Source organism: Pseudomonas sp. SMN5, assembly GCF_052041925.1.
Classification (GTDB): domain Bacteria; phylum Pseudomonadota; class Gammaproteobacteria; order Pseudomonadales; family Pseudomonadaceae; genus Aquipseudomonas.
Window position 1 is genome coordinate 197,857 of sequence record NZ_JBKGGX010000011.1, and the last position, 15,644, is coordinate 213,500.

Annotated in this window: 14 protein-coding genes and 1 pseudogene; 9 read left to right on the forward strand and 6 right to left on the reverse strand. The window is 60.4% G+C overall.

Annotated elements, in window-relative coordinates:
• The first annotated feature begins 86 nt into the window (after positions 1-86).
• Positions 87-878: a MipA/OmpV family protein gene (locus ACLEJR_RS13675; protein WP_440814560.1), complete on the forward strand. Its 792-nt coding sequence runs from the start codon at positions 87-89 to the stop codon at positions 876-878.
• Here the strand turns inward: ACLEJR_RS13675 and ACLEJR_RS13680 are convergent, their stop codons facing one another.
• The 3 genes from ACLEJR_RS13680 to ACLEJR_RS13690 form a co-directional block, all read right to left on the reverse strand.
• Positions 879-2,165 (reverse strand): ATP-binding protein, encoded by a 1,287-nt coding sequence (locus tag ACLEJR_RS13680; RefSeq protein WP_440814562.1) that lies wholly within the window; start codon positions 2,163-2,165, stop codon positions 879-881.
• On the reverse strand, positions 2,166-2,873 hold the full coding sequence (locus ACLEJR_RS13685; protein ID WP_440794063.1) for a response regulator: 708 nt from the start codon (positions 2,871-2,873) through the stop codon (positions 2,166-2,168). It lies immediately after the preceding gene.
• Between the two features lie 91 nt (positions 2,874-2,964).
• Positions 2,965-3,897 carry a helix-turn-helix transcriptional regulator gene (locus ACLEJR_RS13690; protein ID WP_440794061.1) on the reverse strand — a complete coding sequence of 311 codons (933 nt, stop codon included), beginning with the start codon at positions 3,895-3,897 and terminating at the stop codon, positions 2,965-2,967.
• 563 nt (positions 3,898-4,460) lie between these two features.
• Between ACLEJR_RS13690 and ACLEJR_RS13695 the strand changes: the two genes are divergently transcribed.
• From ACLEJR_RS13695 to ACLEJR_RS13715, 5 genes are all read left to right on the forward strand, one after another.
• Positions 4,461-5,810 carry an MFS transporter gene (locus tag ACLEJR_RS13695; protein ID WP_440814565.1) on the forward strand — a complete coding sequence of 450 codons (1,350 nt, stop codon included), beginning with the start codon at positions 4,461-4,463 and terminating at the stop codon, positions 5,808-5,810.
• A gap of 111 nt (positions 5,811-5,921) precedes the next feature.
• Positions 5,922-6,614 carry a fumarylacetoacetate hydrolase family protein gene (locus ACLEJR_RS13700; RefSeq protein WP_440814566.1) on the forward strand — a complete coding sequence of 231 codons (693 nt, stop codon included), beginning with the start codon at positions 5,922-5,924 and terminating at the stop codon, positions 6,612-6,614.
• Between the two features lie 40 nt (positions 6,615-6,654).
• Positions 6,655-7,413 carry an SDR family oxidoreductase gene (locus tag ACLEJR_RS13705; RefSeq protein WP_440814568.1) on the forward strand — a complete coding sequence of 253 codons (759 nt, stop codon included), beginning with the start codon at positions 6,655-6,657 and terminating at the stop codon, positions 7,411-7,413.
• Between the two features lie 32 nt (positions 7,414-7,445).
• Positions 7,446-8,402: a 2-hydroxyacid dehydrogenase gene (locus ACLEJR_RS13710; protein WP_440814571.1), complete on the forward strand. Its 957-nt coding sequence runs from the start codon at positions 7,446-7,448 to the stop codon at positions 8,400-8,402.
• 242 nt (positions 8,403-8,644) lie between these two features.
• Entirely contained in the window at positions 8,645-8,785 is a 141-nt protein-coding gene (locus ACLEJR_RS13715) for a type II toxin-antitoxin system RelE family toxin (protein ID WP_440814573.1), read from the forward strand.
• Between the two features lie 47 nt (positions 8,786-8,832).
• Here the strand turns inward: ACLEJR_RS13715 and ACLEJR_RS13720 are convergent, their stop codons facing one another.
• A complete protein-coding gene (locus tag ACLEJR_RS13720) occupies positions 8,833-9,798 on the reverse strand; it encodes a DMT family transporter (RefSeq protein ID WP_440814575.1) in 966 nt (321 codons plus the stop codon).
• A 170-nt stretch (positions 9,799-9,968) separates the two neighbouring features.
• Here ACLEJR_RS13720 and ACLEJR_RS13725 point away from each other — a divergent pair.
• A pseudogene (locus ACLEJR_RS13725) lies at positions 9,969-10,052 on the forward strand (GNAT family N-acetyltransferase); the annotation flags it as partial.
• Positions 10,053-10,125: 73 nt separating this feature from the next.
• On the opposite strand, the gene ACLEJR_RS13730 reads toward ACLEJR_RS13725, so the two are convergent.
• A complete protein-coding gene (locus tag ACLEJR_RS13730; RefSeq protein ID WP_440814576.1) occupies positions 10,126-10,647 on the reverse strand; it encodes an NUDIX hydrolase in 522 nt (173 codons plus the stop codon).
• A 211-nt stretch (positions 10,648-10,858) separates the two neighbouring features.
• Positions 10,859-11,467 (reverse strand): LysE family translocator, encoded by a 609-nt coding sequence (locus ACLEJR_RS13735; protein ID WP_440814578.1) that lies wholly within the window; start codon positions 11,465-11,467, stop codon positions 10,859-10,861.
• Between the two features lie 112 nt (positions 11,468-11,579).
• On the opposite strand from ACLEJR_RS13735, the gene ACLEJR_RS13740 reads away from it, so the two are divergent.
• Both ACLEJR_RS13740 and ACLEJR_RS13745 read left to right on the forward strand, forming a co-directional pair.
• The gene (locus ACLEJR_RS13740; protein WP_440794038.1) at positions 11,580-12,443 is read left to right on the forward strand and encodes a LysR family transcriptional regulator; all 864 of its coding nucleotides are present in this window, start codon (positions 11,580-11,582) and stop codon (positions 12,441-12,443) included.
• Positions 12,444-12,994: 551 nt separating this feature from the next.
• Positions 12,995-15,187: a response regulator gene (locus ACLEJR_RS13745; protein ID WP_440814580.1), complete on the forward strand. Its 2,193-nt coding sequence runs from the start codon at positions 12,995-12,997 to the stop codon at positions 15,185-15,187.
• Positions 15,188-15,644 lie beyond the last annotated feature (457 nt).

Sequence of the window (15,644 nt, forward strand, 5' to 3'; positions counted from 1 at the left end):
TTTGACAATTTCCCGACAAAGCTGCCAAAGATTACCGTCCACCCCCCGCCTAGCATGGGCGCATCTCAACTCCATCGGATGCCACCATGTCTCTATCGCTTCGTTTGTTGTGTCTGTCTTGCACCTGGCTGCTCCTGCCCGCGACCGCTGTACGCGCCGAGGACTGGCATTACACGCTCAAAGCCGGTGCCGCCAGCGCGCCGCGTTACAGCGGTGCCAGTGAGCGCGCAGTGGTGCCGTTGCTCGGCGTGGGAGTGACCAGCCCCGGTGGCTTCTTCCTGGACATCGAAAAGGGACTGGGTTGGGCTTACGAAGATGACGATTTCGGACTCAGCGCCTACGTCAACGGCAGCGCCTCGCGCAAGGATCGCCGCTCCGGATTCAAAGGCTCGGACAGGCTCAACGGCATGGGCTCCATCAAATCCCGGCCCGTGGTCGGCCTCGATGGCACCTATCACATGGGCCCGCTGATCCTGGGGGCCAACTTTGAACATGCGCTGGAGGAGGACGAAGACGAGCCGGACACCGGTTCAGCCTACAACCGGCTGAAACTGAGCCTGAGCCTGCCACTGTACAAGGGCCGTTTCGGTGAGCTGGTCGGCAGCATCAATAGCCAGTTCGGGGACACGGATTACCTGCGCACCTGGTACGGCGTCAGCGAGGCCCAGGCGTCGCGCAGTCGATTCCGCGCTCACGACGCCAGTGGCGGCATGTTCAGTCGCGGAGCCGAGCTGACCTGGACATTGCCGATTGACGAGCGCTGGAGCCTATCGGCCGTCGCGACGGCGGACTATCTGGCCAATGATGCGGCCGACAGTCCGATCGTCGAGCGCCGTTTGCAAACCTCGTTGGCCGCGCAGGTGATCTACGCCTTCTGATTACCGCCGCACCGGCCAGACCATGCGCAAGGACGCGCCGCCCCAGGCTGACTCCGAGACTTGCACTTGCCCACCGTGGGACTGTGCCACACGGCGCACCAGGGCCAGTCCCAGGCCGAATCCTCCGGTGCGCCGGTCGCGACTGGTGTCCAGGCGCGCAAAGGGCTCGAAGATCTTTTCTCGTCCGTCGACCGGTACGCCGGGCCCATCATCGTCGACAAGCAACTGATATTGCCCCGCGTCGCACAGCAATGACACCTGAACGTTTGCTTGAGCGTAGCGAATGGCATTTCGCAGCAGGTTGATCACCGCCCGGGCCATGAAGCGTGGCTCAATATCGAAGGTCTCGACCTGACACTCCACCAGCCGGACCTCCACCCCGGCGGCCTCGGCTTCCAACGTCACGCTGGCCACCACACTGTCCAGCCAACTCCCGGCTTCGATGGGTTGCAGGCTGATCGCTGTCGCACCGTGCTCCAGGCTGGCGTAGGTGAGCAACTCGGAAACCATGTCCTCCAGCTCGCCGAGGTCGGCATACATGTCCTCGATCAGTTCCCGGGCACTGGCCGGATCGGGCAGTTGCTTGAGTTGGTCGAGTTCAAAGTTCAGTCGTGCGATGGGTGTGCGCAATTCATGGGACACGGCATTGGTCAGCTCCCGCTGATTGGCGATCAGGCCCTCGATGCGTGCCGCCATCAGGTCGAAATGCCCGGCCACTTCGCTGATGCTTGAGCGCCGGGACATGCCGATCCGCACCGACAAGTCATTGTTGCCAAAACGTTGTGCGGCCAGGCGTAGCCTCTCCAGGTCTCGCCAATGAGGACGCACCCAGAAGAACAGCACCACACCCACCAGCAGCGCCAGCATCAGGTAGGCGGCCGCGATATAGAACGTTACGAGACTGGGCTCCAGCGGCAGCTTGAGGCTGAGCAATTGGTCGCCGCCATCGATGGGACTGAAAATGCGCGTGTACTTGTCCCGCAGCACCAGCTTGCCCTCGGCCAGCAAGGCTTTTTCACGTTCGCTCAGGCCCAACTGGTCGCTTTGCACCAGCGACAGCTCGATGCCGTAGTCGGCGCGCAGGGCGGCCAGTCGCTGTTGCCGTTGTTCGCCTTGCAGCCCGCGCAGTTGCTCGACCAGCGCGTGCGCCTGGCCGCGATACGTTTCGCGGTTGTAGGCTTGCATCTGCTCATCCAGCAGGGCATCGAACGTGTGCTCCACCGCTTGCATCGCCGCTATCAGGCCGACCGCCAGCACCAGGTACAGGCCCAGGAAAAGCCGCAGCATTCAAAGCTCCCAGGCAAAAGGATTGAACAGGTAGCCCTTGCCCCAGATAGTCTTGATGCACACCGGTTCACGCGGGTTGTCCTTGAGCTTGCCGCGCAGTTTGCTGATGTAGACGTCGACGCTGCGGTTCATGCCGTCGAAGGCAATACCGCGCATCTGGTTGAGAATGTCGTCGCGCGACAGGGTCGCCCCGGCGTTGCCCGCCAGCAGCCAGAGCAACTCGAACTCCATGGTGGTGAGCTCTATCAGCTCGCCGGCCAGGCGCACTTCGCGACGGGTACGGTCGATGCTCAGGCGGCCGAATTCCATGACATTGCCGACATGGTTCTGGGGTGTATGTCGGCGCTGCAAGGCGCGCAGGCGGGCAAGCAGGACCGGCGGCTTGATCGGCTTGATCACGTAGTCGTCGGCGCCGGACTCCAGGCCGAGGATATGGTCCAGGTCATCTTCCCGTGCAGTGAGAATCACCACGGGAGTATCGCTCAGCGCACGGATCTCGCGACAGATGTGCAAGCCGCTCTGGCCCGGCAGCATCAGGTCGAGCACCACCATCGTCGGTTTGAACTCGACAAATGCAGCCAGCGCCAGATCGCCTCGATGCACTTCACACACTTCAAAGCCATGTTGGCCGAGGAAATTGGCGATCAGCCCACAGAGCTTTTCGTCATCCTCCACCAACAGGACCTTGCCCGAACCCGAGTCTTCCATTGTCAACTCCCACCCTGAACCAAGAGCGGGCATTATGGCGTCCAGCCTGTGTCGCGACTATTGCGCAGCTGCAATAAATCGTCGTGGATGGCTAGGTGTTCAACGGTGACTGTGGCGTGTCCGGATTGAGCTGCTGACGCCTGAACTGCCCCGGCGGCTGTCCATGGATCTGGCGAAAACGCCGAGAAAAATAAGCCTCATCGGCGAACCCGCACAACCTTGCCACTTCGCCCACCGGCCGTGTCCCATTGAGCAGGTAATTACGCGCCGCGTGCATCCGCCGTTCGAGCACCAGTTCGGTGAAGGTCTTGCCGATTTCCTTGCGCAACCAGTGGGTCAGGTAGGTTGGCGCCAGGTAGGTGGCGGCCGCGACTTTGATCAGGTTCAGGTCGGGGTCGGCGATGTTCTTGCGCAGATACTCGGACATCCGGCTCAGCGCATCGCGCCGGCTGACCTCGGCGGCGTTTTCCTCGGCCAGCCGCTTGAGTGGCTCGGCGTACAAGGCGCAGACGCTGCCGATCAATTGCAGCAACAAGCCTTTGAGCATTTCCCGGGTGCCAAACTGGCGGTTCACGTCCAGCACCCGCATCTGTTCGATCAGCGCACAGACCTTGCTGAAATCCTCGTCGCCCAGGATGAAGTCCAGGTGTTCCTGGAAACGGAAGGGCGACAGCTCCGGTGCCAACAGAATCGAGACTTCTTCCAGGTCCATCGGGTCGCATTGCAGGTGCGGCAGCAGGAAGGTCTGGGAAAAATTGATCACCATGAAATTGCTGTCGACCGGGTGCGGGATCACATGCACCCGATGGGGCAGGATGAAGGCCAGGGTGTTGCGTGGAAACGGACGTTCGACGTTGCCGATGTGTTGCACGGTATCGCCACCAAGGTTGATCTGAATCTGGAAGTACTCGTGGCGATGGGGGCTGGTTTCGGCGCGCCGACCCTTTTTGTCGCGGATGTAGAAGTCAGTCAATTCGCTGCGTTGCTGCATGACGTAGGTGGGGACGCGGCTCGGTGATGACATCTCCTGAAGTCCTCTGTGGGGGGGCAGGGTGATGACGAGATTGTGACGGCGCATCTTGTCGATTATCAAGTGGTTGTACGATGACAAGTCTGGCGTGGAATTTTATCCCTACATCGGGCCGAAGTCGGGTGTCCAAAAATTGCTTGCTGGCCAAATGTAGAAATTCGCATCAAAAACAAACGGTTACGAAGAAATACAAAAAGCCCATCGAATGCCTTCGGTTTTGATTTTTTTGGACAGGTTTCTCCACCGCTGTTTTCACTGGGAAAAATGATCTAACGCCTTGGTTGATTTTGAATAGTTGTACGACCACTGTGGAGCCACGCAACCCCAACCCTGTCCAAAAACAATCCAAAGGTGCGCACATCATGATCCTGTTCCCGCTCGTGGCTGACCCTCCCGACCGCTCCCTTGGCAGGCCCTGTTACAAGGCGTTTTCCAACGCCTGACAGCGCCGTTCGCGCCGCTCATTCCAGTAGCAAATGTTTTGCCCCGGCATCGAGGGGCAATGGTTTCGGCTGCTCGTAGACATTTCGACGCCCCTAACAATAACGAGGTTTTTCATGTCGAATTCCCACACCTCCCAGACCACCGCTGCGCCGGCGATTGCCGGCGCCCTGGACGCAGCCGTGCCGACACGCCTGCCATCGCGTCGGCGTTGGTTCATGCTGTCGCTGCTGTTGATCGCGACGATCATCAACTACATCGACCGGGTAAACATTTCGATTGCGGCGCCGTTCCTGTCCAAGGACCTGGGCCTGGACAAAATTGAAATGGGCCTGATCTTTTCCGCATTTGCCTGGACCTACGCCATCGCATTGGTGCCCGCCGGCTTCATCGCCGACCGGTTCGGTTCCCGGTTCACCTACGGGGTGTCGCTGATCAGCTGGTCGACGGTCACTGTGTGCCAGGGCTTCGCCACCGGCTTCGCGTCGCTGTTCGGGCTGCGGCTGGCGGTGGGTGCGATGGAAGCACCGGCGTTCCCGGCCAACAGCCGTGCGGTCACGGTGTGGTTCCCGGCACGAGAGCGTGGCATGGCCAGCAGTATTTATGTCTGCGGCCAGTACCTGGGCACGGCGCTGTTTACCGGTGCGCTGCTCTGGCTGGCGACCACCTTCGACTGGCGCCATGTGTTCTACAGCACCGGTGCGCTCGGCATCGTTTTCGGGGTGGCCTGGCTGTACCTGTACCGCGACCCGATGAGCTGCAAAAAAGTCAGCAAGGAAGAGTTGAAATACATCGAGGCCGGGGGCGGACTGGTCAAGAGCAGCCAGGAGCGCACTCGGTTCAACTGGCGGCAGATCGCCGAGCTGTTCAGCTATCGGCAGGTCTGGGCGATTTGCATCGGTAAGTTCGCCAGCACCTCGGCCCTGTATTTCTTCCTCACCTGGTTCCCCACCTACCTGATCGAAGAGCGCCAGCTGACAACGATCAAGGCCGGGATCTTCGCTGTCATGCCGTTCGTGGGCGCGACGGTGGGCATCCTGCTGGCGGGGATCGTTTCCGACTTGCTGATCCGCCGTGGCTACTCGCTGTCCTTCGCCCGCAAGTTGCCGCTGGTGGTCGGGTCGATGCTGGGCATGTCCATCGTCCTGGTGAATTTCACCGATTCGAACGCGATCTGCATCGCTGTGCTCACCATTGCCTTTTTCGCCCAAGGCATCGCTTCGTCCTCCTGGGCGGCGGTGTCGGAAGTGGCGCCCAAGGAACTGATCGGCTTGACCGGCGGCATCACCAGCCTGGCGGCAAACATCGGCGGCATTGTCACGCCCATCGTGATCGGCGCGATCGTTCACAAGACTGGCTCGTTCGCCTTGGCCTTCTGGTTCATCGGTGGCGTGGCGCTGATCGGCACCTTGTCTTACTCATTGCTGCTGGGGCGCCTGTATCGCATTGAGCTCAAGGCGCGCTGAGCCCGAGAAGCTGAACAAGAAAACGGATTAATCCAACACGAGGCGGCATTCCTCCAACTTCACGCAGGCTTGCCGCCGTACGCTGATATTTCCAACAGGACTTTTACCAGGATGAACATGCTCGAATACGTCTTTACTCCGGACCTGCCAGTGACCTTACCCGTAGTCGGCACCGAGCAGCGTTTTCCCGTCGGCCGGGTCTTTTGCGTCGGCCGCAACTATCCATGGCCGGACACCCAGGGCCAGTCCCGACAACCACCGGTGTTCTTCATGAAGCCGGCAAGCTGTGTGGTGGACGCGGTCGGGGAGGTGGCGTATCCGCCGGTCAGCGAAGAGTTCGTGCACGAAGTCGAGCTGGTCGTCGCCATCGGCGAGGGCGGCGCCAACATTCCTGAAAGCCAGGCACAGGCTTACATCTGGGGTTACGCGGCGGGCCTTGACCTGACCCGACGTGATGTCCAGCGCCTGGCCAAGCGCAACGGCCTGCCCTGGGAGGGCGCCAAGGTGTTCGACGGTGCCGCGCCGATGACGCCCATCGTGCCGGTTTCGCGAGGGGGACATCCCGAGGGTGAGTTGTGGTTGAACGTGAACGGCGAAGAGCGCCAGCGCGACAGCCTCGACAGCCAGATCTGGTCGGTCAGCGAAATCATCAGTCGTATCTCGCAATCGGTGGCGCTGCGGGCCGGCGACCTGATCATGACCGGCAGCCCGGCGGGCGTCGATCTGCTGTTGCCAGGAGATGTCATCACCGCAGGCATCGACGGCATCGGCCAATTGGAAATGCGCGTCGGTCCACGACCTTGAGCCCGACGCTGGACTTACTGAATGGAAGAAGGAAAACAACATGTCCGACACATTGAAAGTGGCGCTGGTGACCGGTGCCGGCAGCGGGATTGGTCGCGCCGTGGCCTTGGGTCTGATGGAAGATGGCTACACCCTGGTGTTGGCCGGCCGCCGGCCTGAGCCGTTGCAGGCATTGGTCGAATTGGCGGCTGGGCAGGGTCGCGAAGCCTTGGCGGTGCCCACCGATGTGCGCGATCCGGCCAGTGTCGATGCGCTGTTCGCCAGCATCGCCGAAGTCTATGGACGCCTCGACGTGATGTTCAACAACGCCGGGGTCAACGCACCCGCCGTGCCACTGGATGAACTTACGTTCGAACAGTGGCGCAACGTGATCGACACCAACCTCAACGGGGTTTTCCTCTGCGCCCGTGGCGCCTTCGGCCTGATGCGCCGGCAACAGCCCCAGGGCGGGCGCATCATCAACAATGGTTCGATCTCCGCGCATACGCCACGACCGCTCAGCAGCGCCTACACCGCTAGCAAACACGCGGTGCTGGGGCTGACCAAATCCCTGGCCCTGGATGGGCGTGAATACAACATCGCTTGCAGCCAGATCGACATCGGCAACGCCCTCACCGAAATGTCGGTGCGCATGACCAAAGGCGTGCGCCAGGCCAACGGCACCATCGCGGTAGAGCCGATGGTCGACGTCAAGCACGTCGCCGATGCGGTGCGCTACATCGCTGGCCTGCCGCTGTCGGCCAACGTCCTGAACATGACGGTCATGGCCACGGCCATGCCTTTTGCCGGCCGCGGTTGAGTCGGCGTTTTCATTCGCTACATGAGGTTTTTATGAAGCCAGAAGTCTTGCAGCTCAGTCCGATCCTGATCCCGGAAATCAACACCCGGCTCAACGAGCTATTTACCATCCGTCGCTACTTTGAACAGACTGACAAAGCGGCGTACGTGCAGGAGCACGGTGCCAACATCCGCGGCGTCATCACCGGCGGGCACACCGGTATCAGCCAGGCGCTGATGGCCCAACTGCCGAAACTGGAAGTGGTCGCGGTCAACGGCGTAGGCACCGATGCCGTGGACCTGGCCTACGCCAGGGATCGCGGCATCCGCGTCACCGCCACCATCGGCGCGCTGACCGAAGACGTCGCCGACCTCGCCATCGGTCTGCTGATCGCCGTTTGCCGCGGCCTGTGCACCGGGGATCGCTACGTACGCTCCGGCCAATGGCCCCAGAGCCCGACCCCGCTGGCACCGCTGCCATTGGCTCGCCAGGTGTCCGGCATGCGCATCGGCATCGTCGGCATGGGCCGGGTCGGCCGCGCTGTCGCCACCCGCGCCGCCGCGTTCGGTTGCCCCATCAGCTATACCGACCTGCAATCGATGAACGACCTGAACCACACCTTCGTCGCCGACCTCAAACAACTGGCCCGCGACAGCGACGCCCTGATCCTGGCCGCCGCCGCCGACAAGGGCGAAGCCATCATCAACGCCGAGGTGCTGCAGGCGCTGGGCAAGGGCGGATACCTGATCAACGTCGCGCGGGGCAAACTGGTCAACGAGACCGACCTGGTGGCGGCACTGACCGCTGGCGACATCGCCGGAGCGGCGCTGGATGTGTTCGTTGATGAGCCAAACGTGCCCGAGGCGTTGTTCGACAACGAGCAAGTGGTGCTGCAACCGCACCGCGCCAGTGCAACGTTGCAGACCCGCACGCGGATGGGGGAGATGGTGGTGGCGAGTCTGGTGGATAGCTTTGCGGGGAAGGTTCCGCAGGGGTGTGTGGTGGGTTGAATATTTAGCCGTTGTAACGAGGTGCCTCGACTTCTGCCCTTGCGGGTGGAGTCGAGGCATGTGCTGCGCAGAGCGAGAAAGGGGTGAGGTCCTAGGTGGTGCGATGGTCCGTGCTTGCCCGTCGCATCAAAAAAACCAAAATAACGACCTATTTCTGAAGGAGCCGCGGCTCGAAACCAACGAAACGCCTGTCCGAGTGTCTCTTGATGAACTCATCAGCGAGGCTGAGGCAGATATCGCTGATGGGCGTTGATTACGGTGTCGAGTGGGATCCGAAAGCCCTGAAGGAACTTAGAAAACTGGACGGCGCTATTCGTCTGCAGCATCTGAAAAAGCTTCAGGAGCGCCAGAGTCATCCCCGGGTGCCAGGCGACGCGCTTTAAGCCATCACGATGGAGGCAAGCGCCATTGGTGAAGTAGCGCCCACTGGTCAGGCCGAAGGACGGAGTTTTGATTCAGCGGCGTTCCGGATGATACGAACCGCCATGACCACTCCAACCAGCACTGCGGCAAGGCCCGATGTTTCCGAGAGGGTCGGTAGCCGGTGATGAAACCACAAGCCAAGCAGCGTAGCGAACAGCGACTCCAGAGCGATCAATTGCCCGGAAAGCACCATGGGCAGGCGACGAGACGCGGCGTTCCAAGCCCAGGCCCCGACGACAGACGACATCAGTGCAATCACGAAGCCCCAAAGGTATAAACGGCCAGCAACGTCAAGACTGAAGCCCAGGCTTGGCAGTTTCAGCAGATCGAGCGCTTGCACCGCCGGTAACAAACACAGCGTACCCAGTCCGGCGCCCGCCATCATCAGCCCTGTCCATGCTCCGGATGCGCTGCTCTCAAGCTTGAGCAAGGCTTGCTGATTCAACCAACTGAATGCCAGCCACAAGGCCACGGCACCCATCGAAAATACCAAGCCCATCAGCCACGAGCCGTTGTCTGCAACAGGCTGGTGGACAGCGCCGAGATTCGACAGCACAAGCCCGACCGTTAAAAAAGCCAGGGGGATTGCCAGCTTGCGCCACTGAATGGTTTTGGCGGTGGCGTTGCCGAGCAGCGCCAGCAAGACCGGCACCATGCCGATAAAGGCTGGGGTCAGCACCGGTCCGCCAAAGATGATGCCGGCGGCGATGCATGCGCTATAGCCCAGATAACCGATGACGCCCAAGCCTGCCGCTAGAAGCACCTGCTCACGGCGCAGCAGGCGAAGCTGGGCGCGATAAAGCAGCACGACACCCAAGCCCAACGTACCGGCGATCAGGAATCGAACGATCATCAGATCGTAAATCGTGTACGCACCGGTGACGTGGGGCGCGATGAAGTTCAAAGCCCAGCTCAACGTCGCGACCACCGCCAGGATGAGTCCGACGATAAGGTTGGAGCGAGGCTTGTCCATCAAGCGGCCTCCTCGATACACCACCCATGCACATCGACTTCGTCATCACTCTGGGGCAAAGGAAGGTCCTCATGTCGTCCGGTTTTTCCGGGTATGAGCTTGCAATGCGGATAGCGAAAAGTCAGCCTTCACCATTGAAGGAAAGCAAACTGTGCAGGGTTACAGATAACATCAACGCTTATTGGTTTGAAACGTTGGAGCGCCCGGTGATGCAAGTGCCCAAGGCTATGGGCAATACTGCATCGCGCAAGGTTTGCGCGATCCGCACTAGCTGAGCGGTATGTTCATGTATGCGGGAATATCCCGGATCTGGACGCCTTGAAGGCCTCAGTGATCATCAAGATCGGCAGTTTCATAGGGATCATTGAAATACAGGTCCAGTGGATCGGAGAACCAGTCCGTATGATGCGCTGCCGTCATCTGCGTGTTGTGATGCGCATTGAAATCCGTGGCGCTCACCCAGATCACGTCGTTGAATGGCTCGTCGAGCGGGTGGGCCGGGCGCCTGATGGACCTCATGAGGCGCGCCCGTTGAGCAAAACTCGCGTCAATTGCCGTGTGATGCTGGGACAATGTCAATATCAGAAACGAGCGGTTGTCATTGGCATTATGCTGATCATAGTAAGAGGCGTGCTGTACAGGTCCATTCACGTGGGCTTTAGGCAGCGTCTTGATGGGATAGCCGGTTTCTTCGGCACACTCGCGCAAGGCGGCTTCCGCCGCGGTCTCGCCCTGGTTGATTGTTCCCCCTGGGAGATGCCAACCCTGGCGTTGAGCCCCGGCGCTTGAGCCTCCCCGGCCAATCATTACGTGTTGGCTGTTGTCCAGGACAATCAAATAAGCCTTCATGCCAGCTCCAACTCAGGGTAGCCAGACCAACCCGCTCGCTGCAATTGCCAAGCAAGGGAATGAATGCGACAGGCCAAGGGAATTCAGTATCAACTGGAATCTAGTACAGTCTGGACAAAGTTCAACCTCCTATCACTTGCCCGTGCTTGCGGCGCACTTTTCAAAAGCATGACGGACAGGCATTACGCGCCGTATGAGGTCGTTCAGCACGTCAAGAATGCACGGGCAACGCCAAGCCAAACGCTATGAAGAAACCTCCACAGACCTTATTGAACCGACGCCCAGCCCGAGCCAACCAAGGCCTGACCCGATACGCGGCGCTGGCCACCAGGTATTCCACGATGAACTCCACGACTGCATAAGTCAGCGCGATGGCCGCCGTCTGGGCGATCAGGTTTCTGCTGGGGTCGAGGAACGGTGGGATAAAAGCCGTAAACAGCAGCAGCGCTTTTGGATTGGAAATCGCTGACAGCAAACCCTGGCGAAAGAGTGACCATGAATTGGAGCCCATGGCATTAGTCACGTCCAAAGAAACAGGCGCCGACCGCCACAGCCCCAGGCCTAACCAGATCAGGTAGAGCCCGCCGACGATTTTCAGGACCGTGAACCAGGTCAATGAAGCCTGGATCAACGCCCCCAACCCCAGGGCACAAAGCGAAAGCATCACGATGAAACCCAATACACCGCCGCTGATGGTAAACAGGGTCTTGCGGTTTCCATGAAGCGCGCCGTGGGTCAGGACCAGCAGCGCGTTGGGCCCTGGCACTACCGCGATGCCGAAGCATGTCAGCAGGTAAAGCAGCCAGGTATCGAAAGGCATGTGATTCCCCTGAAGAGACATTGGTGATGCCTGATGTTGCTAATGAACCGGGGTAAAGAGAAGCGCATAATTCACGCGTTAATCATTCGATAATCGAATAGAGGGTTGAGCGATGCCTGCAGGCGATCTGCAAATTGATTGGCTCAAGTGCTTCGTCGCGGTCGTGGACGCAGGTTCGCTTTCCGGTGCATCCCTGGAAATCCACAGGTCGCAGTCCGCTGTGAGTATGCAAATGAAGAAGTTGGAAGCGGCGCTTGGACGACAATTGTTAAGTCGTGGCCCGAGGCACTTGCAGCTCACCGCAGACGGACAAACGCTTCTGGGGTATGCGCGACGCATGGTTGCGCTGCATGCCGAGACGCAAGCCGCTTTTCATGGGGAAGCGTTATCCGGACGCATTCGCCTGGGTGTCGCCGAGGACTATGCAGCCAAGTACCTCACACCTGTTCTCAAGCGCTTCGCCCCTCGCTACGCCGGCGTTGAAATAGAACTGGATTGCGAGCAGTCGACCGCGTTGATTCCGCGTGTGGCCAGTGGTGATCTGGATTTGGCACTCATCTCCCGAGATTCGACCCAGCGCGGCACCTTTCTTTTCAAGGAGCCCATGGTGTGGGTAGGGTCGCCTCAGTTCGAGCTTTGGCGGCGCGACCCGATACCGATTGCCGTTTATGAAAGCGCCAGCCTGGCCCGGCGCTATGCGGTCAACTCGCTGGTGTTATTGGGGCGCGAGTACAAGGTGGTCTACAACAGCTCCAGTCTTGCTGGGCAAATCGCGGCAGTTGAAGGCGGTATTGCGATTGCGGCGATTACCCAGTGCACTGTGCCTTCTTCATTGCAGGTCCTGGGCAGTGATCAAGGGCTCGGGCATATAGATCCGATGGATGTTTCAGTGCTTCGAAGCCGCGCATCTCGCGGTTCCAAGGCAGTCGATAGCCTGCATGCCTTTATCATCAGTGCATTGAGGGGAGCTCGTTAGTCAAGGTGCTGGTACCGGCCACCACGAGTCGGGTGCACTTCGTGGAAAAAGTTGCCGAGACACTTGGCGTCACCAGCGACGCGCCCCGGTCATTTCAACCGCAATTTCGGTGTCAACCTGTCACTGTGGGACTGGCTGTCCGGCACGTCTACGTCACTGGCCCCAGCCTGAGGACCTTCGCTCTGGCACGGGTGAGAGAAGTGCACAAGAGAAATCTGTGGTAACGCAATCCCCGTGGCGAGGGAGCTTGCTCCCGCTGGGCTGCGAAGCGGCCCCTCTAAAAGTTGATACTTCAATCAGGCCGCGTTGAGGCTGTTCGGAGGTTGCTGCGCACCCCAGCGGGAGCAAGCTCCCTCGCCCCGGAGAGTTTGGCGCTTATGTAGGACGTTTCCGTAGCCCATCCGCCATTTCCCCTCTACAACGCTCATTTACCCCCGGACTTATCCCACAATCCGGTCGCCCATCCCCACCTCATACGGGATAATACGCCGCGGCTTGAGGTCACAAGCGCTACCTCCGATGGTATTGGCGACTCAGAAGGATCGATCGCAATGACAGACTGGCTGCAAAGCAACGCGCAGATGGCCGAACGGATGCGGCGCCATCGTTGGGAGGACACGCCGCTCGGGCCGCCGCGGGGCTGGCCGGATGTGCTGAAGACGACAGTGGCCTTGAGCCTGGCGTCGCATTTTCCCCAGGCCATTATCTGGGGACCGGAACTGGTGACGCTGTATAACGATGCGTTCCTGCCGATCCTGGGCAACAAGCCTGAAGCGCTGGGGCGCAGGTTCGATGAGGTCTGGCAGGAGGCCTGGAGCGACATCGGGCCTATCGTGCGCGCGGCATTCGACGGGCAAGCGACCTATATCGAGAATTTTCCGTTGGTGGTCGAGCGCGGTGGCGGGCCGGAGCAGGCTTACTTCACGTTCTGCTACAGCCCCATCCGCGACCAGTTCGGCAAGGTCGTGGGCATGCTGGACACCGTTACCGAGACCACCTCAACGGTACTGATGACCCAGCGCCTGGCGGTACTGGATGCCATTGGCAATGCCGTCGCCAATGTCACCGAGCCGCAGGCCATCATGGCGACTACGGCGCGGATCCTGGCGGCGCATCTGAACCTGTCCAATTGCGCCTATGCGGACATGGATGAGGACGAAGACGGTTTCACCATTCGCGGCGATTGGGCCAGGGCCGGTTCGCCGCATATCGTCGGGCATTATCGGCTGGCGGATTTCGGTCGGCTGGCGGTCGCCAATCTTCGGTCCGGCAAGCCGTTGGTGATCAACGACAACCTCAAGGAACTGGCGCCGGATGAAGCGGCGACATTCCAGGCCATCGGAATCGCGGCCACCATTTGCGTGCCGCTGATCAAGGGCGGGCGGTTGACTGCGCTGATGGCCATCCACGATAAAACCCCTCGGGTCTGGTCATCCAACGATCTGGCGTTATTGATGGAGGTCACGGAGCGGTCCTGGGCTCACATTGAGCGCGCCCGTGCCGACGTCGCCGTGCGCGATGGCCTGGCGGCGCTGGCCGAGCTCAACGCGACCCTGGAGCAACGGGTCGAGGAGCGCACCACGCGCCTGCAACAGACCGAGGCGGCGCTGCGCCAGTCGCAGAAACTCGAAGCCATCGGCCAGCTCACCGGCGGCGTGGCCCATGATTTCAATAATCTGCTGACGATCATCCGCTCGTCCGTGGACTTCCTGCGCATGCCCGATTTGTCCGAAGAGCGCCGGCAGCGCTATATGACCGCGGTTTCCGAGACCGTGGAGCGCGCCGCCAAATTGACCAGCCAGTTGTTGGCCTTCGCCCGACGCCAACCGTTGAAGCCGCAAGTCCTCGAAGTGGGCAAGCAGGTGCAGAGCCTGGGGGACATGCTGCAGACCGTCACGGGGGCGCGTATCCAAGTGGTGGTCGAGCTGGATGATCGGCCCTGTTACATTCGTGCGGATTTGAGCCAGTTCGAAACCGCCATCATCAACATGGCCCTGAATGCCCGGGATGCAATGAACGGCCAAGGCACACTGTGGCTCAGGCTCAAGTGCGCCCAGGGCATGCCGCCGATCCGGGGTCATGCCGGGGCCGGGCGGACGTTCGCGGCCATTTCCCTGGCGGACACGGGGACCGGGATCAGCCCTGAGGTACTCGAGCATATTTTCGAGCCGTTTTTCACCACCAAGGAGGTCGGCAAAGGCACGGGGCTGGGGTTGTCCCAGGTATTCGGCTTTGCCAAGCAGTCTGGCGGCAACGTCGACGTCTCGACCGTGGTAGGCGAAGGAACGGTGTTTACCTTGTACCTCCCCGAAGTGGAGGCCGAAGTCATACACGAGCCCGGCAAGGAGGACGCTACGCAGCTGCTGCTGGAAAAAGGCAGCCGCCGGCGGGTATTGATCGTGGAAGACAACCTGGAAGTCGGGCGTTTCGCTACCCAGATCTTGCAGGACCTGGGCTACGAAACGTGCTGGGCAACCAACGCCGAGGAGGCGCTGAAGTTGGTCGGCCCGGACGCGATGGCGTTCGACGCGATATTTTCCGACGTGGTGATGCCCGGTATCAGCGGTGTGGCCTTGGTCAAGGAACTGCGCCAGCGTCGCCCGGATCTGCCGGTCGTACTGACCTCTGGCTATAGTGAAGAGCTGGCCCACAGTGGATACGAAGGGTTTGAATTCTTATCCAAACCCTATTCAGCCGACCAGGTGGCACGGGTTCTGAACCGTACGATGAGTGGTACCCAGTGAGTGTTTCCTTTATGAAACAGTAGCTTCCATTCGTCGGCCAAGCGGTGCAAGGACCGGCAGTCTGTAGATGACCGGCTAGTCTCATGGCTGGAAGGCCAATATTTTTGAGGCAATGGGTTATTGCCGGTAGCGGCCTCGACAACAGGGGAAAGGTAATGGGAGCACCGTACAGCGAGGAGCACGGAGCCGCGTATCCGATCAATGAAGGATTGCAATGTGGCCAATCGACCTACCGCTCTGATTTTGGCGGCGAGCCGATTCCGTCAATCAAGACAAAAGTGGCGAAAGTGCAGCGAGGAGAGAAGGCCAAGTTTTTGCCCAGGATTCCAATCAAGAAATAGCCGCAAGCACAGCCCCGTCACCGAACGCCATACCGTTCACTTAAGGACGTCACCGCCCTGGGGGGGGGGGGGGGGGGGGGGGGGGGGGGGGGGGGGGGGGGGGGGGGGGGGGGGGG